The 16,676-nt window shown below is 65.4% G+C and carries 11 protein-coding genes; 5 read left to right on the top strand and 6 right to left on the bottom strand.

Annotated features, from left to right (window positions below):
* The first annotated feature begins 84 nt into the window (after positions 1-84).
* Complete coding sequence (locus tag CLU86_RS17845) at positions 85-4,596, top strand: EAL domain-containing protein (RefSeq protein ID WP_099742559.1); 4,512 nt, start codon at positions 85-87, stop codon at positions 4,594-4,596.
* A 187-nt stretch (positions 4,597-4,783) separates the two neighbouring features.
* Here the strand turns inward: CLU86_RS17845 and CLU86_RS22680 are convergent, their stop codons facing one another.
* Together CLU86_RS22680 and CLU86_RS17850 are read right to left on the bottom strand one after the other, a co-directional pair.
* Positions 4,784-5,101, bottom strand: coding sequence for a hypothetical protein (locus CLU86_RS22680; protein ID WP_143226731.1), 318 nt, complete (start codon positions 5,099-5,101; stop codon positions 4,784-4,786).
* A 1,008-nt stretch (positions 5,102-6,109) separates the two neighbouring features.
* Positions 6,110-6,682, bottom strand: coding sequence for a Spy/CpxP family protein refolding chaperone (locus tag CLU86_RS17850; RefSeq protein ID WP_099657274.1), 573 nt, complete (start codon positions 6,680-6,682; stop codon positions 6,110-6,112).
* Positions 6,683-7,336: 654 nt separating this feature from the next.
* On the opposite strand from CLU86_RS17850, the gene CLU86_RS17855 reads away from it, so the two are divergent.
* A complete protein-coding gene (locus CLU86_RS17855; RefSeq protein WP_099742560.1) occupies positions 7,337-8,413 on the top strand; it encodes a recombination-associated protein RdgC in 1,077 nt (358 codons plus the stop codon).
* Between the two features lie 73 nt (positions 8,414-8,486).
* Here the strand turns inward: CLU86_RS17855 and CLU86_RS17860 are convergent, their stop codons facing one another.
* From CLU86_RS17860 to CLU86_RS17870, 3 genes are all read right to left on the bottom strand, one after another.
* Positions 8,487-9,605, bottom strand: a complete 1,119-nt coding sequence (locus CLU86_RS17860; protein ID WP_099742561.1) for a glycerophosphodiester phosphodiesterase — start codon at positions 9,603-9,605, stop codon at positions 8,487-8,489.
* A gap of 144 nt (positions 9,606-9,749) precedes the next feature.
* Complete coding sequence (cueR, locus tag CLU86_RS17865) at positions 9,750-10,223, bottom strand: Cu(I)-responsive transcriptional regulator (protein ID WP_099742562.1); 474 nt, start codon at positions 10,221-10,223, stop codon at positions 9,750-9,752.
* Positions 10,220-10,423, bottom strand: coding sequence for a heavy-metal-associated domain-containing protein (locus CLU86_RS17870; protein WP_099742563.1), 204 nt, complete (start codon positions 10,421-10,423; stop codon positions 10,220-10,222). The genes cueR and CLU86_RS17870 overlap by 4 nt, the downstream gene beginning before the upstream one ends.
* 198 nt (positions 10,424-10,621) lie before the next feature.
* Here CLU86_RS17870 and CLU86_RS17875 point away from each other — a divergent pair, with 198 nt between their 5' ends.
* From CLU86_RS17875 to CLU86_RS17885, 3 genes are all read left to right on the top strand, one after another.
* Complete coding sequence (locus CLU86_RS17875) at positions 10,622-12,955, top strand: cation-translocating P-type ATPase (protein WP_099742564.1); 2,334 nt, start codon at positions 10,622-10,624, stop codon at positions 12,953-12,955.
* Between the two features lie 119 nt (positions 12,956-13,074).
* Entirely contained in the window at positions 13,075-14,724 is a 1,650-nt protein-coding gene (locus CLU86_RS17880) for a methyl-accepting chemotaxis protein (RefSeq protein ID WP_099742565.1), read from the top strand.
* 201 nt (positions 14,725-14,925) lie between these two features.
* On the top strand, positions 14,926-15,504 hold the full coding sequence (locus CLU86_RS17885; protein ID WP_099742566.1) for a hemerythrin domain-containing protein: 579 nt from the start codon (positions 14,926-14,928) through the stop codon (positions 15,502-15,504).
* Positions 15,505-15,552: 48 nt separating this feature from the next.
* Here CLU86_RS17885 and CLU86_RS17890 read toward each other — a convergent pair whose 3' ends face one another.
* Positions 15,553-16,659 (bottom strand): alkene reductase, encoded by a 1,107-nt coding sequence (locus CLU86_RS17890; protein WP_099742567.1) that lies wholly within the window; start codon positions 16,657-16,659, stop codon positions 15,553-15,555.
* Between the last annotated feature and the right edge of the window lie 17 nt (positions 16,660-16,676).

Genomic DNA, 16,676 nt, shown 5'->3' on the forward strand with positions numbered 1-16,676 from the left:
CTCCACCCGTTCCATGCCGGTGACTTTGCCTGACAGCCCCCTGCCCATGCACTGCCACCTCCCGCCAAGGGGGGCCGTGTGAGCATGGCTGGGCCGGTGCTGTCGCCAGCAGAGTTCACCCGGCTGCAGGCCCTGCAGGCCTGTGCCATTTTGGACACCCCGCAAGAGGCGTCCTTCGACCAACTGGCCACCCTGGCCACGCGCTTGTGCGATGCGCCCATGGCAGTGGTCAACTTTCTGGATGCCGAGCGGCAGTGGTTCAAGGCCTCGGTGGGAGTCCCCATGCGCGAGACACCGCGCTCCATCGCTTTTTGCGACCACGCACTGCGCACCCCCGAGGTGCCCACCGTGGTGGAAGACGCGACCCAGCACCCGCTGTTTGCCACCAATCCGCTGGTGGTGGGCGAGCCCCATATCCGGTTTTACGCGTGCATTCCGCTGGTGACGGCCGAAGGCCAGGCCATTGGCACGCTGGCGGTGATGGACACCCGCAGCCGAAGCCTGAGCGCCGAGGCCCTGCAAGCGCTGCAGATGCTGGCGCGCCAGGCCATGGACCAGCTGGAGTTGCGCCGGCAAAAGCACCTGCTGGGCCAGATGCTGCAAGAGCGCGACCAGATGCACGCCACCCTGCGCCTGCAAAGCCAGGCCCTGGAAGCCGCAGGCCGCGTGGCGCGCCTGGGCGGCTGGATTGTGGAGCTGCCCAGCCAACAGCTGACCCTATCGCCCGAGATGGCGGCGGCCTTTGGCTTTGCGCAGTCTGCCCCCACGCTGGCGCAGGTGCTGGCAGCCTACACACCACCCCACCGCGAACGCATGCAGGCCGCATGGCAAGCGTGCATGCAGGCGGGCACGCCCATCAACGCTGTGGCCGAGATGGTGAGCCCCCAAGGCCAGCTGATGTGGGTGCGCACAGCGGGGCAGGCCGTGCGCAATGCCCAGGGAGAGATCCAGCGCATCCAGGGCGCTTTTCAGGATGTGTCTGCACAGCACCAGGCCGAGATGCAGACCCAGCGCAACGCCCGCCACCATGCTGATCTGCTGCAGGTGCAGCAGCAGATTTCGTCGCTGGACATGGCGCTGCCCGAGGCCCTGAAGCTGGTGGCCCACACGGTGCAACAGCAAACCGGTGCGCGTGGCGCGCTGATTGAACTGCTGGAAGACGAACAGCTGGTGGCCAAAGCCTCGGTGGGCGACATGGTGCGGCCCGAGGGCAACCAGCTGTCGGTGCATGACAGCATCTTGTGGCCTGCGCTGCACCAGGGCCGCACCGTGTGGTGCAACGACACCCTGGCCGCGGGCTGGGACATGGACTCCATGCCCCACCGCTTTGGCGTGCGTTCGGTGATGGCGGCGCCTTTGCGGGCGGGCAACAGCATCGTGGGCTCCTTGAAGGTCACCTCCGACCAGCCCGAGGCCTTTTCGCGCGGCGATGTGGACCGGCTGGAGATACTGACCGAATCCCTGGGCACCACCGTGCAGCTGCGGCATGTGGCCAGCCAGCTGCAGGCCTCGGCCCAGCAGTACCGGCTCATGTTCAATGAGCACCCGCACCCCATGTGGGTGTACGAGCGCGCCAGCATGCGCCTGCTGGCCGTGAACGAAGCGATGCTCTCGCAGTACGGCTACACCGAGGCCGAGATGCTGCAAATGCACCTGCTGGACCTGTGGCCCCCCACCGAGCGTGAAGCCGTGCGCGCAGCGGTGCAGTCGATCAGCCCCGAGCGGCGGCATGTGCCCTCGGTCTGCCGCCAGGTGCGCAAGGACGGCAGCCTGTTCGATGCCGAGATCACGGCAGGCAGCATCAGCTTCAATGGCCTGGCGGCGCGGCAGGTGCTGGCCGTGGACATCACCGAGCGGCTGCAGGCCGAGCGCGAGATTGCCCGCATGGCACGCGCCCAAAAGCTGCTGAGCGCTTGCAACGAAACCTTGGTGCGCGCCACCTCTGAATCAGCCCTGCTGCAGGCCATTTGCCAGATTGCGGTGGACATTGGCGGCTACCGCATGGGCTGGGTGGGCCTGGCACAGGACGACGCGCACAAGACCATTGCCCAGGTGGCCCACGCGGGCCACAGCCAGGGCTACCTGGACAAGCTGCACCTGAGCTGGGACGCCAACAGCCCCAACGGGCAGGGCCCTGCGGGGCGGGCCGTGCGCACCGGCGAGCCGGTGATCGTGCACGACATCCGCAACAGCGACGACTTTGGCGACTGGACCCAGCGCATGCTGGACAACGGCTTTCACGGCATCATTTGCCTGCCGTTGCGCGAGCGGGGCCGCGCCTTTGGCCTGCTGTACCTTTACGCGCCCGACATCCTGCACATCAGCGCCCAAGAGGTCGCGCTGCTGCAAGAGCTGGCCAACGACCTGGCCTTCGGCATCAACAGCCTGCGCGCGCACCAGGCGCAGCAGCGCATGCTGGACTCGGTCATCAAGGTGGCGGCAGCCGTGTCGGCCACCACAGGCACTGAATTTTTTGTGCAACTGGCGCGCAGCATGGCCGAGGCCCTGGGTGCGCAGGTGGGTTGCCTGATCCGGCTGGTGCCCCAAGGCGATGGAGAACTGCCCAGGGCGGTCGATATGGCCACCGTGGTTGATGGCAAGCAGGTGCTGCCATCGTTCAATCTGCCACTGGACGGCACCCCCAGCATGCACCTGCTCACGCAGCGCCAGTACGTGGTGGCCGACCAGGTGCTGCAGCAGTACCCGCGCTCGCCCCTGGGCAGCAAAATCAACGCCCGTGCCTATGCAGGCCAGCAGCTGTGCAGTGCAGACGGAGAGGTGATCGGCGCCATTTTTGTGCTGTTCAGGCAGCCCCTGGCCGACCCCCATTTCGTCACCTCCACCCTGCAGATTTTTGCGGCACGTGCCTCGGCCGAGATCGAGCGCCAGACGGCCGACGCCCGCATCCGCCACCAGGCCTCGCTGCTCGACAAGGCGCAAGACGCCATCCTGGTGCGCGACCTGGACCACCGCATCATCTACTGGAACAAAAGCGCCGAGCGCATGTATGGCTGGAGCCAGCTGCAGGTGCTGGGTCAGTCGGTGCAAACACTGCTGTACGACGACCCCACGCCGTTTTACCGCGCCACCGAGGCCACGATAGAGCATGGCGAATGGACAGGCGAGTTGGTGCAGCAGCACCGCGATGGCCGCACCATCGACGTGGAAGGCCGCTGGACGCTGGTGCGCGGCGAAGACGGGCGACCGCAGTCCATCCTGGCCATCAACACCGACATCACCCAGCGCAAGGCCACCGAGCGCGAGATCCAGCGCCTGGCCTTCTACGACCCGCTCACCAACCTGCCCAACCGCATGCTGCTGATGGACCGCATGCACCAGGCCCTGGTGGCGGCCCGGCGCCACCAGCAGGGCGGGGCGCTGCTGTTCATCGACCTGGACAATTTCAAGCAGCTCAACGACACCCTGGGCCACGACCAGGGCGACCTGCTGCTGCAGCAAGTGGCCAAGCGGCTGAGCCTGTGCGTGCGCAGCGTAGACACCGTGGCACGGCTGGGGGGCGACGAGTTTGTGGTGATGCTGGAAGAGCTGAACCCCGCGGGCGACGACCTGGTGCTACAGGCACGCGGCGTGGGCGAAAAAATCCTGGCCATGCTGTCCATGCCCTACCCATTGCAGGGCTACCAGTACCGCAGCACGCCCAGCATTGGCATCGCCCCGTTCACCGGCGTGGCCTCCACCACCGTGGGCGAGTTGCTCAAGCAGGCCGACCTGGCCATGTACCAGGCCAAGACCGCCGGGCGCAACACCTTGCGTTTTTTTGACCCGCAGATGCAGGCCGTGGTGACGGCGCGTGCGGCCCTGGAGGCCGACCTGCGCGTGGCCCTGGCGCAAGACGAATTTTTGCTGCACTACCAGCCCCAGGTCCGCCAGACCGGCGAAATCGCCGGGGTGGAGGCGCTGCTGCGCTGGAAGCATGCGCAGCGCGGCATGGTGCCACCGTCGGACTTCATCGCACTGGCCGAAGAAACCGGCCTCATCCTGCCCCTGGGCCGCTGGGTGCTGCACCACGCGTGCAAGCTGCTGGCCAGCTGGCAGGACGACCCGCTGCGCCGCGACCTGACCATGGCCGTGAACGTCAGCTCCAGCCAGTTCCGCAACGCCAGTTTTGTGGACGACGTGGCGCGGGTGCTGGCCATCACCGGGGCGCCTTCGGGCCAGCTCAAGCTGGAGCTGACCGAAAGCCTGCTGGTGGAAGACATGGAAACCACCATCGCCACCATGGCCGCACTGCGCGCCTACGGCGTGGGTTTTTCGCTGGACGACTTTGGCACCGGCTACTCGTCGCTCAGCTACCTCAAGCGCATGCCGCTGGACCAGCTCAAGATCGACCAGAGCTTTGTGCGCGACCTGCTGACCGACCCCAACGACGCCGCCATCGTGGACACCATCATCGGGCTGTCGCGCAGCCTGGGGCTGGAAGTGATCGCTGAAGGCGTGGAAACCGCCGAGCAGCGCGCCCTGCTGGCACGGGCGGGGTGCGAGCTGTACCAGGGCTATTTGTTCAGCAAGGCGCTGCCTGAGCCTGAGCTGGACGCCTTCTTGAGCGCCAGCCCACAAAGCCATCCACAGGGCTAAAAACCTGTTTGCCACGTCCCAGGGGCCGCGCAGCGGTCTGTGTGCTGCAGATTCGGCTCTGCCTCGCACCGAATCTGCCAGCGCCCCCGCAGCAGGCGCTAAAGGCCAGGCAACGCGCCAAGGCTACCCCCCTCATACCCCGCACCTCCACAGGCGCTGCAAACGCTCCTGAGGGCCTTTAGATCGGCTAACAAAGCTCCAATTGGCCTCGTTGTCCCGTTTTGTCGTACGGCTTGGTCGTTTTCGCCGCGCCTGGAATGTCTGCCCCTTTCACAAGGGTGATGCATTCACCCCAGGTTTTGCTTTCGCCCTCGTTTTCGCTGAAACCGAAGGGGACTTGCCCGACCCCGGAGTTGTTCTTCTGTCTTCTTCTTAATTTCTTTATAAATACATAGTCGTAGTAGTAGAGCCCGGTGTTTAGTGTGGACAACTGCTTTTTTCCGTTGGCTGGCAAGCACTTGCGGCGCAGCAAACCCTGTGCGCCACCCGGTGTTTGTGCTGTCACGCCAACGGGGACAAACTGAGCGCATCGCCATTTGCTGTGGATAAGCGGGCACTTGTGCCAAAGCTATCCCCAGTCTTATGCAACGCCCTCTGTTTGGAAGGCGTTTTGTACAAAAAATGCCTCTAGCGCCCGCTCTATAAGCGCTAGCAGCTCATTTTTCAATAGCAAACCCCACACAAGCTGGCGTGGAGGGGGATGTATCCCAGGCGCAGATGCTTGGCCGTCAGCCCACGCAATCCCTGCTCACAACCTGCTCACAACCTGCTCACAACCTGCTCAAGGCCTTTGAAAGGCAGCACCAGGGGCCTTGGCGGTCGCCCGGCTGGGGGATGGGCTGCCCGGGCCTTGCAGCGCCCCTTTCACAGGCTTTGAGGCCCGGCATGGCGCCTGTGCCACCGTTTTGGCAGGCCAGGGGGCCTGAAGAGCGGTTTGCTCCATCCACCCCAGCTCCTTTGGCCTGATTTGCAGCCTGCAGGGGGTTTGCGAAGGCCGTAACTGGCGGCGGAACATGGCCTTCGTTTTTCCAAAGCCCACTTCGGTGGCAAGCACCTTGCCATCCCCACCCGGTTTTGGCATCCGCGGCACCGGTTTTTGGCCCCAAGGATGTTCTTGGGTTGTTCTTTTAAAGTCTTATAGATAAATAGCAGTAGTAATAGAGCAAGCCCTTTTTTGTGGACAACTGCTTTTTCACCAATGCTGACAGCCACTTGCAGCGCAGACAACCCTGTGCCCCGGCCTGTATGGTTGGCATGCCTGACAGACAACAACTTTGGCGAAGCGGCTTTTTCTGTGGACAACCCCCCAGTTGCTCCTGAAAAAGCCACAGCGTTGTCCACAGGCGCTCAGGCCTGCCTGGCGAACCCAAGGGATGTCCTGCATCACTCCCTGCGGTCGGTGATAGCGCGGGTTATGCAGGGCATCCCTAGAGACCGGGCATGAAAAAACCCGCCCTCCGCAAGGAGGGCGGGTTTTCAAGCTGGGTTCCGATCGCCCGACAGGGCGGCCAGATCAGCGGGCGGGGCGGTCGTCTGGGCCGCCGCGTTTGCCGTGGTCGGGCCCGCCGTGGGGGCCGCCATGGCGCATGCCAGGGCCGGCGTGGCGGGCTTCGGTGTCAAAGGTCTTTTGCTGCTCTGGCGTCAGTGCGGTGTAGAACTTTTTGACCGCCTCGTCGCGGCGCTCGGCCTGGGCGGTGTGTTGGGCACGCAGCTCGCGCATGCGGTCGATGCGCTCGGGGGTGGTGAGCTTGTCCAGTTCCTTGGGGTCAGGGCGGGCAGGACGCTCACCTGGCTGCATGGCACTGGTGAAGGTCGTCCAGGCGCTTTCCTGGGCGGCGGTCAGTTTCAGCTTTTCCTTGAGTGCGGCCTGGCGCTTGGCCATGTGTTCTTCGTGGCGCTTTTGCATGTCGGGGCCACCGGGGCGGCGGGCGGGTGCGTCTGCTGCTTTGGTGGCGGCAGCGGGTGGGGGCGGGGGGGTTTGCGCCAGGGCAGGCAGGGCCAGGGCGGCCAGGAAGGCGGCTGTGGCTGCGCTGGTGGCGGTGTGGGCGATGAAGCGGCGGGTGGCGTTACGGGTTGAGAAGGCCATGGTGTCAGTCCTTTCACATCGGTGAATTGGTCCACCGCAACGACCGTTGCAGCGGGTAAGAACCTGTTCAACGTCTTTTCGGGGATCGCATTGGAGTGCAATCGGGATGAGTGGATGCAACGGATGTGCGCCGCATGGGCTTGTGCCCATGCAAGCAGCCGGGGCATTCAATCGCCCGATTTCACTCCAACCCTTCGGGCAAGTGCCTTGCCGGGCGGTCTGCGGCGTTGCGGCGCTTGTGGATAGCCGAGCTATCCACTGCGCACCGCGCCTTGCATCCCATCCCCTAGCCGGGCGCCCGGCAAGGTACTTGTGCGACCCCGAAAAGACGTTGAACAGGTTCTGCGGTCAGTGTGCGCCGCCCATGTATCGCGCCGGTGAGGGCGATTGAAGGCTTTGTAAAGTTGTGACAACCAATGGTTCGCTGCTGGTGGCCGTGGGTTATGCACAGCTTGTTCTCACCAAAATTCCAATCAAATATGCCGCTAGCGCAATATCTATAAGCGCTAGCAGCTATCAAATAAATAGCAAACGCTGCCACTGCACTGCAGCCCGCGTTGCGCTGTGTTGCAACCCGTGGGCTTGGCTTGCTCTGGCATGGGGCTGGCAGCGCGGACAATCACCCCCGTCAGACCAACGAAGCGAAGGATTTCCGTGTTCAAGAACTTGATCGTGTACCGCATTGCACCCGGCTGGCAGGCGGATTTGACGCAGGTGGAAGAGGCGTTGGCCAAGTCGCCCTTTATGGAGTGCGGCGCCACCCAGGAGCAGTCGCTGGGCTGGGTGCCCCCGCGCGGCGATCAGCACGGCGCGATGGCCGAGTCGGTGGGCGGGCAGTGGATCTTGCGCTTCATGGTCGAGTCCAAGGTGCTGCCCGGCTCGGTGCTCAACCGCAAGGTCAAAGAAAAAGCCGCCCGCATCGAGCAAGAAACCGGCCGCAAGCCCGGCAAGAAGGAAAGCAAGGAACTCAAGGACGAGGCCAAGCTGGATTTGCTGCCCATGGCCTTCACCAAGCAGGGCAGCATGTGGGTGTGGATCGACACCGAGTCGCGCCTGCTGGTGCTGGACACGGGCAGCCAGGGCCGCGCCGATGAGGTGGTGAGCCTGCTGGTCGAGTCGCTGCCGGGCCTGTCGGTGTCGCTGCTCAACACGCAAACCAGCCCGCAGGCCGCCATGGCGCACTGGTTGCTGGAGCAAGAGCCGCCCGTGGGCTTCAGCATCGACCGCGAGTGCGAACTCAAAAGCGCCGACGAATCCAAAGCCGTGGTGCGCTACGCGCGCCACCCGCTCGACATTGAAGAGGTGCAGCAGCACATCCAGCAAGGCAAGTTGCCCACCAAGCTGGCGCTGACCTGGGACGACCGCGTCTCCTTCATGCTGACCGAGGGGCTGCAGGTGCGCAAGCTGTCGTTCCTGGACACGGTGTTTGAAGGCACCAAGGCCGACGACGGCGGCTTTGACACCGACGTGGCCATTGCCACGGGCGAGCTGGTCAAGCTCATTCCCGACCTGATCGAAGCCCTGGGCGGCGAGGCCGAAAGCGGCGTGGCCAGCGCGGCCGAAGCCATTGCGGCGGGTGGGGCTGGCAGTGCCGGGGTTACCGCCCCCGTCGCAGCGCCTGCAGCCCTGCGCCCTCAGCCTTCGGCCCCGGCCCGCAAGTCGGGCGGCGGTGTGGTCACCGGCCCGGCCACGGCGCCGGTGGATACCGATCCGGAATCTGCGCCGTTCTGAGCGCTGAGCGCTGCCAAAGGTCCTAAAAAAATGCCGAGGCTGACCTCGGCATTTTTTCTTGGCAGGCCTGCGCTTACTTCAGGCTGTCCACCGCCAGCCGGCCCACGCCCGAGTCGTCGGTGAAGAAACCATCCACCCCGGCCTTGAGGAACACCTGGATCTCGCCCACGCTGTCGCCGCGCACCGTGTTGTCGGTGGTGGGCGCCTTTTTGTAGGCGGCGGGCAAGAAGGCGTTTTCGGGCCGCAGTGTCCAGATGTGCACCGCCAGGTTCAGCGCGTGCGCATCCTTCACCAGCGCGGTGGGCGTGCCCAGGGCGCCGTCTTTCACGGGGATGACCAGGTCCTTGTGCGCACCCACTACGTTGGCGTAAGTGGCAATTTCTTTGAGGCCTGCCGCCGTGGCCATGTCGGCATAGGTCTGGGTGTTGCCTGCCGCCGCAAAGTCGTAGGGGCGGCCGCTGTTGGACAAGAGTTGCACCAGGCGCACCGTGCTTTGTTTGCGCAGCGCCTTGAGGTTGGCCACTTCAAACGACTGCACGTACACCGGGGCGTCCTTGCTGTTCCAGCCGTTCTTCGCCAGCACCGCCAACAGTGCGGGCTCCAGCGGCTTGCCGATGGACTGGAAGAAGCTCGGGTGCTTGGTCTCGGGGATGACGCCAATGGTGCGGCCCTTGGCTGCAGACTGTGCCTTGGCCAGGTCGATCACTTCCTGCAGCGTGGGCACCTCGAACTGCCCGTTGTAAGCCACGTTGGCCGGGCGGATGGCCGGGATGCGCTCGCGCGCACGCAGCGTCCTGAGCTCGGCCAGGGTGAAGTCCTCCACAAACCAGCCGGTGATGGCGTTGCCATCGATGGTCTTGGTGGCTTTGCGGGCGGCAAACTCGGGCCGGTCCACCACATCGGTGGTGGCCTCACGCACGCTGCCATCGGTGTTGAGGATGGCAATGGCGTTCTCGTGCCGCGCCACCAGCACCCCGTCTTGGGTGATGACCAGATCGGGCTCGATCAGGTTGGCGCCGTCGTCAATCGCCTTTTGGTACGCCGCCAGCGTGTGCTCAGGCCGCAGCGCCGAGGCACCCCGGTGCGCAATCACCGTAGGCACGGGCGGCCAGGCCGGGGTGTCGCTACCGCCAAAAGCTGTGCTCACGACCAGCGTGGCCGCCAGGGCCAGCAGGGTTTTGCGAACTTGCATGCGCTTCTCCTCATTTTTATGAAACGGACCATGCTGCAGCGGTTGTGTGAATGGTGCGTGACGGCGCCGCAGTTTGTGGCTTGTATGGGCATCTAGCGCTTATTTAGCAAGCGCTAGCAGCTATGAATTCAATAGCGAATTACTTTATAGCTGCGGCACGCTACCCAGTGCACTGAGCCCACCCCCGGCCAAGTCGTCCAGGATGGGGCAGTCGGGCCGGTCGTCGCCGTGGCAGCAGCCCACCAGGGTTTGCAGGGTGCGCTGCATGGCTTGCATGGCGGCGATGCGGTCGGTGAGCTGGGCGATGTGGGTTTGGGCAATGCGTTTGACCTGGGCGCTGCTGCGGCTGCGGTCTTGCCACAGTGCGAGCAGGGCGGTGATTTCTTCGATGGAAAAGCCCAGATCGCGTGCGCGGCGGATGAAGTGCAGGGTGTGCACATCGGCCTCTGTGTATTGGCGGTAGCCGCTTTCGGTGCGGGCCACGCCTTGCAGCAGGCCCAGCGATTCGTAGTGGCGCACCATGCGGGCCGACACGCCCGCCAGCCGTGCGGCTTCGCTGATGGGCACTGGCCACACAGCGGGCGCTGCAAGTGGCCTGCGGGCGGTGGGGGTGGTCATGCCGCGACTTGGTAGCCTTCTTCGGCAATGGCGGCGGCCAGGGGTTCGCGTGCGGCGGTGGTTTGCACCTGTACCTGGCCGCTCGCGCGGTCGATCTGCACGGTGGCAGCAGGGTCGACTTGCTGGATGGCCTGGGTCACGGCGCGTTCGCAGTGGCCGCAGGTCATGCCTTGGACTTGGAAGGTTTGGGTGGTGGGCATGGTGTGCTCCTGGGTAAACGTGAAATGGGGATGAAAGGGGTGAAACGGTGTGGAACCGATCTGGGCGCCATCATGAACCTTCACATGGTGGCAGGGTCAAGCGGTTGTTTTGCCTGGGTCGAAAAAAGGGTTGAAAAAGAGGGTTGATATGGCGCAAGCCTTGACCTTCACATGGCGTCAAGGATTACTGTCTGACCTATGACGACCTCCACCTCCACCCCCACCCCACCCTCTGTTTCCTCCCCTGCGGCCGAAGCCGCCCTGTCGCTGGACCTGGGCATTGGCGGCATGACCTGCGCGAGCTGCGTGGGCCGTGTGGAGCGGGCACTGCGCAAGGTGCCCGGTGTGCAAGATGCCACGGTGAACCTGGCTACCGAGTCGGCTCGGGTTTCCTTTGTGGCCGCTGAGGCATCGGCCATGGACGCCCAACTGCGCCGCGCCGTGCGCAATGCGGGCTACGAGCCGCGCGCTGCCGATGCGGGAGATAGGCCCGAGGATGCATCGCCCTGGGCCGGGTTCATGCCGGTGGCGGTGGGGCTGGCGCTGTCGGCACCGCTGGTGCTGCCCATGTGGGGCGACCTGTTTGGCCAGCACTGGATGCTGCCCGCCTGGGTGCAGTTTGCGCTGGCCACGCCGGTGCAGTTCATCCTGGGCGCACGCTTTTACAAGGCGGGCTGGGCAGCGGCCAAGGCGCTGAGCGGCAACATGGACTTGCTGGTGGCGGTGGGCACCAGCGCGGGCTGGGGCCTGTCGATGTGGCTGTGGCTGACGGCGCCGACCGATCACCCCGGGCATGTTCCGCATCTGTACTTTGAGGCCTCGGCCGTGGTGGTTACGCTGGTGCTGCTGGGCAAATGGCTGGAGGCCCGCGCCAAGCGGCAGACCACCGCCGCCATCCGCGCGCTGCATGCCCTGCGGCCGGATGTGGTGCATTTGCTGTCTAAAACCGGCGAGGTGGATGTGCCTGTGGCCGAGGTGCTGGTGGGCGACCGGCTGGTGGTGCGCCCTGGCGAGCGCATTGCGGCCGATGGCGTGGTGGCCGAAGGGCAGACGCAGGTGGACGAATCGATGCTGACCGGCGAGCCCTTGCCCGTGGCACGCGAAGTGGGCGGGCGGCTGACGGGCGGCTCCATCAACGGCGAAGGCCGGGTGGTGATGCAGGTGCAGGCCGTGGGGGCCGAGACGGTGCTGGCCAAAATCATCCGCCTGGTGGAAGACGCCCAGGCCGCTAAAGCGCCGCTGCAGCGGCTGGTGGACAAGGTATCGGCCGTGTTTGTGCCCGTGGTGCTGGGGCTGGCGCTGATCACCTTGCTGGGCTGGCTGGTGGCAGGCGCAGGGGCCGAGGCGGCCTTGATCCACGCCGTGGCGGTGCTGGTGATTGCCTGCCCCTGTGCGCTGGGGCTGGCCACGCCTGCGGCCATCATGGCGGGCACGGGTGTGGCCGCGCAGCACGGCATTTTGATCAAGGACGTGCAGGCCCTGGAGGTGGCGCACCAGGTGGACACCGTGGCCTTTGACAAGACCGGCACGCTGACGGTGGGCCAGCCCCGCCTGGTGGCGCTGGAATTGGCCCCGGGCGCTGATGAAACCACCGTGCTAGCCGCCGTGGCCGGGGTGCAAGGCGGCAGTGAACACCCCCTGGCCGGTGCTGTGGTGGCCGCTGCCCAGCAGCGTGGCGTGGCAGCGGCTGCGGCCGACAGCGTGCAGGCGGTGCGGGCGGTGCCCGGGCGCGGCACCGAGGGCGCGGTGGCCGGGAAGGCCTGGCGCATTGGCAGCCTGCGCTGGATGCAGGAACTGGGTGCGGCACTGCCTGCGCAGGGGCAGGGGGATTGCGAAGGCTTGTTGCAACGTGCCCAGGCCTTGCAGGCCGAGGGCTACACCGTGTCGGCCGTGGCCACAGACGCGCCTGAAGGTCCGCAGGTGCTGGCCCTGCTGGCCTTTGGCGACGAGCCCAAGCCCGGCGCACGCGAGGCGCTGGCGGCGCTGAAGGCGCGGGGCATTCGCACGGTGATGATTTCGGGCGATAACCGGGGCGCGGCCGAGGCCATGGCCCGCCGCCTGGGGCTGGACCCTGCAGCCGGTGAAGTGATGGCCGAGGTGCTGCCGGGCGACAAGGCGCAGCAGATACGGCTGTTGCAGCAGGGCAACGTCATAGATGTAAAAACCGCCGGGGCCAGCGCCCCACGGCGCCACATTGTGGCGATGGTAGGAGACGGCGTTAACGATGCCCCCGCACTGGCCGCTGCGGACGTGGGCATGGCCATGGGCAATGGCACCGATGTGGCCATGCATGCGGCGGGCATCACGCTGATGCGGGGGGACCCGATGCTGGTGGCTGCAGCGCTCGATATCTCGCGGCGCACGGTGCGCAAGATCCGCCAAAACCTGTTTTGGGCCTTTGCGTACAACGTGGCGGGCATTCCGCTGGCGGCGTTGGGCTACCTCAGCCCTGTGGTGGCGGGGGCGGCCATGGCCCTCAGTTCGGTGAGCGTGATGGCAAATGCCCTGCTACTCAAACGCTGGCGCATGTGATAAACCACATGGCCGGGGTCTGCGATGTCTGGCAAACTGCAACAAATAGTTTCAGAAAAGTAAACTAAAAATTGGCAGCGTCGGCTCTGTTGGCGTATCTCTCTTGAGGAAGACAAATCATGAATCTCTTTTCGCTCATGCGGCTGTTCACCATCCGTTTTCGCATGCTGGGTGCCATTGGCGTGGTGTTGGGCTTGCTGGGGTTGCTGGGCGGTGCGGGCATGTTGGGCATGTTCCGCATCTATTCCATGAGCGAGGATTTCATGCACCACTCCTTCCAGGAGGTGTCCTACATGGCCCAGTTGCGTGGCGAGATGGGGGCCATTCGCCAGTACGAAAAGGACATGATCATTGCCTACGAAAAGCCCGAAGCCGTGAAGGCGGCACACACCAAGTGGCTGGAGAGCCAGGAGAAGGCCAAAAAAGTGGCTAACCAGTTCCTGGAAGGCGAAGAGGATGTGGACAACCCGGTGGTGCGCGACATCATCAAAAAGCTGGACAGTTACAAGGAGGCCTTTGCCCATGTGGCGCGGCAGCTGGAGGCCGGGGGCTACGACACCGCTACCATCGCCAACCGCATGAGCGGCAAGGCCGTGGCCGAGTTCTCTGAGGCCGACAAGCTGATGGGCCAGCTCGATGAGGTGCTGCGCGGTGAGGTGCAAAAGTCGGTGGCTGAGCAAAAGAGCGTCTCCGAGCAAACGAAGTGGCTGTTTGCCTTGGCTGTGCTGATCACGGTGGTGGTGGTGGTGCCGCTCACTTTGTTGAACATGCACTCCATCTGCAAGCCGTTGGACGAAGCCCAGCGTGTGGCCAAGGCCATTGCGGGGGGGGATTTGTCGCAGTCCATTCGTGCCGAAGGGCGCGATGAAGTGGCCGACCTGCTGCGCGCCCTGGCCGACATGCAACAGGGCCTGGGCACGCTGGTGGCGCAGGTGCGCGATGCCAGCGGCAACATCGCCACGGCCAGCCAGGAGATTGCCACGGGCAACCAGGACCTGTCGCACCGCACCGAGCAAACGGCCAGCAACGCCCAGGCGGCGGTGAGTTCGCTGTCGCAAATCACGGCCACGGTGCAGCAGACGGCGTCTTCTTCGCAGATGGCCAACCAGTTGGCGGCCTCTGCATCTAGCACAGCCACGCGGGGTGGCTCGGTGGTGGAGCAGGCGGTGTCCAGCATGCACGAGATCTCGGCCTCCAGCCGCAAGATCGGCGACATCATCGGCCTGATCGATTCGATTGCCTTCCAGACCAACATCCTGGCGCTGAACGCGGCCGTGGAAGCCGCCCGTGCGGGCGAGCAAGGCCGTGGTTTTGCCGTGGTGGCCAGCGAAGTGCGCAGCCTGGCCCAGCGCTCGGCCGCTGCGGCCAGCGACATCAAGGTGCTGATTCAGAGCAGCGTGACCGCCGTGAACGGCGGCGTGCGCCATGTGGAAGACGCGGGCACGGCCATGAAGGACATCGTGAGCAGCGTGCAGCGCGTGGGCGACATCATTGGCGAGATCACGGCAGCGGCTTCCGAGCAGTCTGCGGGCATCGGCCAGGTGAACCAGTCGGTGGGCGAGATCGACCGCATGACGCAGCAAAACGCTGCGCTGGTGGAGGAGTCTGCCGCCGCCGCCGAGTCCCTGCGTGAGCAGGCTGCGCGCTTGTCGCAGGTGGTGCAGCAGTTCCGCCTGTCGGCATCCATGGACCACCATCAGCTCGCCGCCGTGGCAGCCCCGCAGGGCTTGTCTGCGCCCCGCTCGGGCCCCCGCGCTTTGCTGGGCTGATGGGTGACTGGCGGGCACCCGGTGCGTGGGCCCGCCACCTTGCTGCAAACCCCCACCCGTTGGGGGTTTTGCTTTTTGGGGCCCCGTTTTGTGCGCTGCAGGGCCCCATGCCTGGGCATTTGTTGACCTGCGTCACGCAGGGGCTGGCGGGGCCGTGGCACTCTCGCCCGATTCGTCTACCCGCCCCCCGGTGTTTGCCCTATGCCTCCCGTCAGTTTGCAGATCATCCGTGAAGAACATGCGTCGCTCGCTGCGGTGCTGCATTCGCTGAGGCTGCTGATGGACCAAGGCCCGGGGGACAACCCCGCCACGTTCTTTGACGTGGCGCGGGCCATGCTGTTCTACATCGACGAGTTTCCCGAACGCCAGCACCACCCCAAAGAGACGCAGTGCCTCTTCCCCCGGGTGGCCCTGTGTGCGCCCCATGTGGCCGAGGTGATTGCGCGGCTGGACCAGGAGCACGATGGCGGCGAGGCGGCGGTGCGGGAGCTGCAGCACCTGCTGCTGGGCTGGGAGCTGATGGGCGAGGGGCGGCGCGAGGCGTTTGTGCAGGCCCTGGGGCGCTATATCGACTTCTACCTGGAGCACATGCGCCTGGAAGAGACGCTGGTGTTGCCTGCGGCACAGGCGCATTTGAGCGATGAGGACTGGGCCGCTGTGGATGCCGCGTTTGCCACCAACACCAACCCCCTGACCCACGGCCGTCCGCGCGACCCGGCGTATGACCGTCTGTTCACCCGCATCGCAATGCGGGCCCCCAGCCCGATTGGACTGGGCTAGCAAGCCCCGGGGCGGCTTTGCCGCCGATGTGGGGCGCTGTGCTGTGGTTCAGCCCGCCGTGAGTGTCGGGTAGTCCGTATACCCCTCGGCCCCGCCACCGTACAGCGTGGCACGGTTGAGTTCGTTGAGCGGCGCGTTTTGCTTGAGGCGTTGCACGAGGTCGGGGTTGGCGATGAAGGGGCGGCCAAAGGCCACGATGTCGGCGCCTTGGGCCAGTGCCGATTCGGCCAGTGCCCGGTCGTAGGCGTTGTTCACCATCCAGGCGCCCTTGCCGCCAGCGGTGCGGTAAGCGGTGCGCATTTCGTCGTAGCTAAAGGGGCGGTCTGCCAGCTCGCGGGGGCCGCCGGTTGAGCCTTCGATCACGTGGATGAAGGCCAGGCCCAGCTTGGCCAGCTCGCACGCCACGTAGTCAAACAGCAGTTGCGGGTTTTCGTCCACGATGTCGTTGGCGGGGGTGACGGGCGAGAGGCGGATGCCGGTGCGCCCGCCGCCGATTTCGTCCACGATGGCGCGTGTCACCTCCAGCAGCAGGCGGGCGCGGTTTTTGATGCTGCCGCCGTAGTCGTCGGTGCGCTGGTTGGCGCCGGTCTTGAGGAACTGGTCGATGAGGTAGCCGTTGGCCGCGTGGATTTCCACGCCATCAAAGCCGGCGGCAATGGCGTTGCGCGCGGCGTGGCGGTAGTCCTGCACGATGCCGGGCAGCTCTTGCGCATCCAGCGCGCGGGGCTCGGATGTTTCGGTGAACGTAGGCACGCCGTCTTTGATGAGCACCGTCTTGGCATGGGCACGGATGGCCGAAGGGGCCACGGGCTGGGCGTTGCCGGGCTGTAGCGAGGTGTGAGAGATGCGGCCCACATGCCACAGCTGCACCACGATCTTGCCGCCCGCCTGGTGCACGGCGCGGGTCACCTTCTTCCAGCCGTCCAGTTGCTCGGTGCCGTACAGGCCCGGCACGTCGGCATAGCCCTGGCCCTGGGGGCTGATGGCGGTGGCCTCAGAGATGATCAGGCCCGCGCTGGCGCGCTGCGCGTAGTAGGTGGCGACCAGATCGGTGGGAATGGCCTCGGGCGAGCGGTTGCGGGTGAGGGGGGCCATGGCAATGCGGTTGGCCAGGGCGATGTCACCGGCTTGGGTGGGTTCGAACAGGGAAGTCATGGACGCGCTTTCCGCAA

The organism is Acidovorax sp. 62, assembly GCF_002754495.1.
GTDB lineage: Bacteria > Pseudomonadota > Gammaproteobacteria > Burkholderiales > Burkholderiaceae_C > Acidovorax.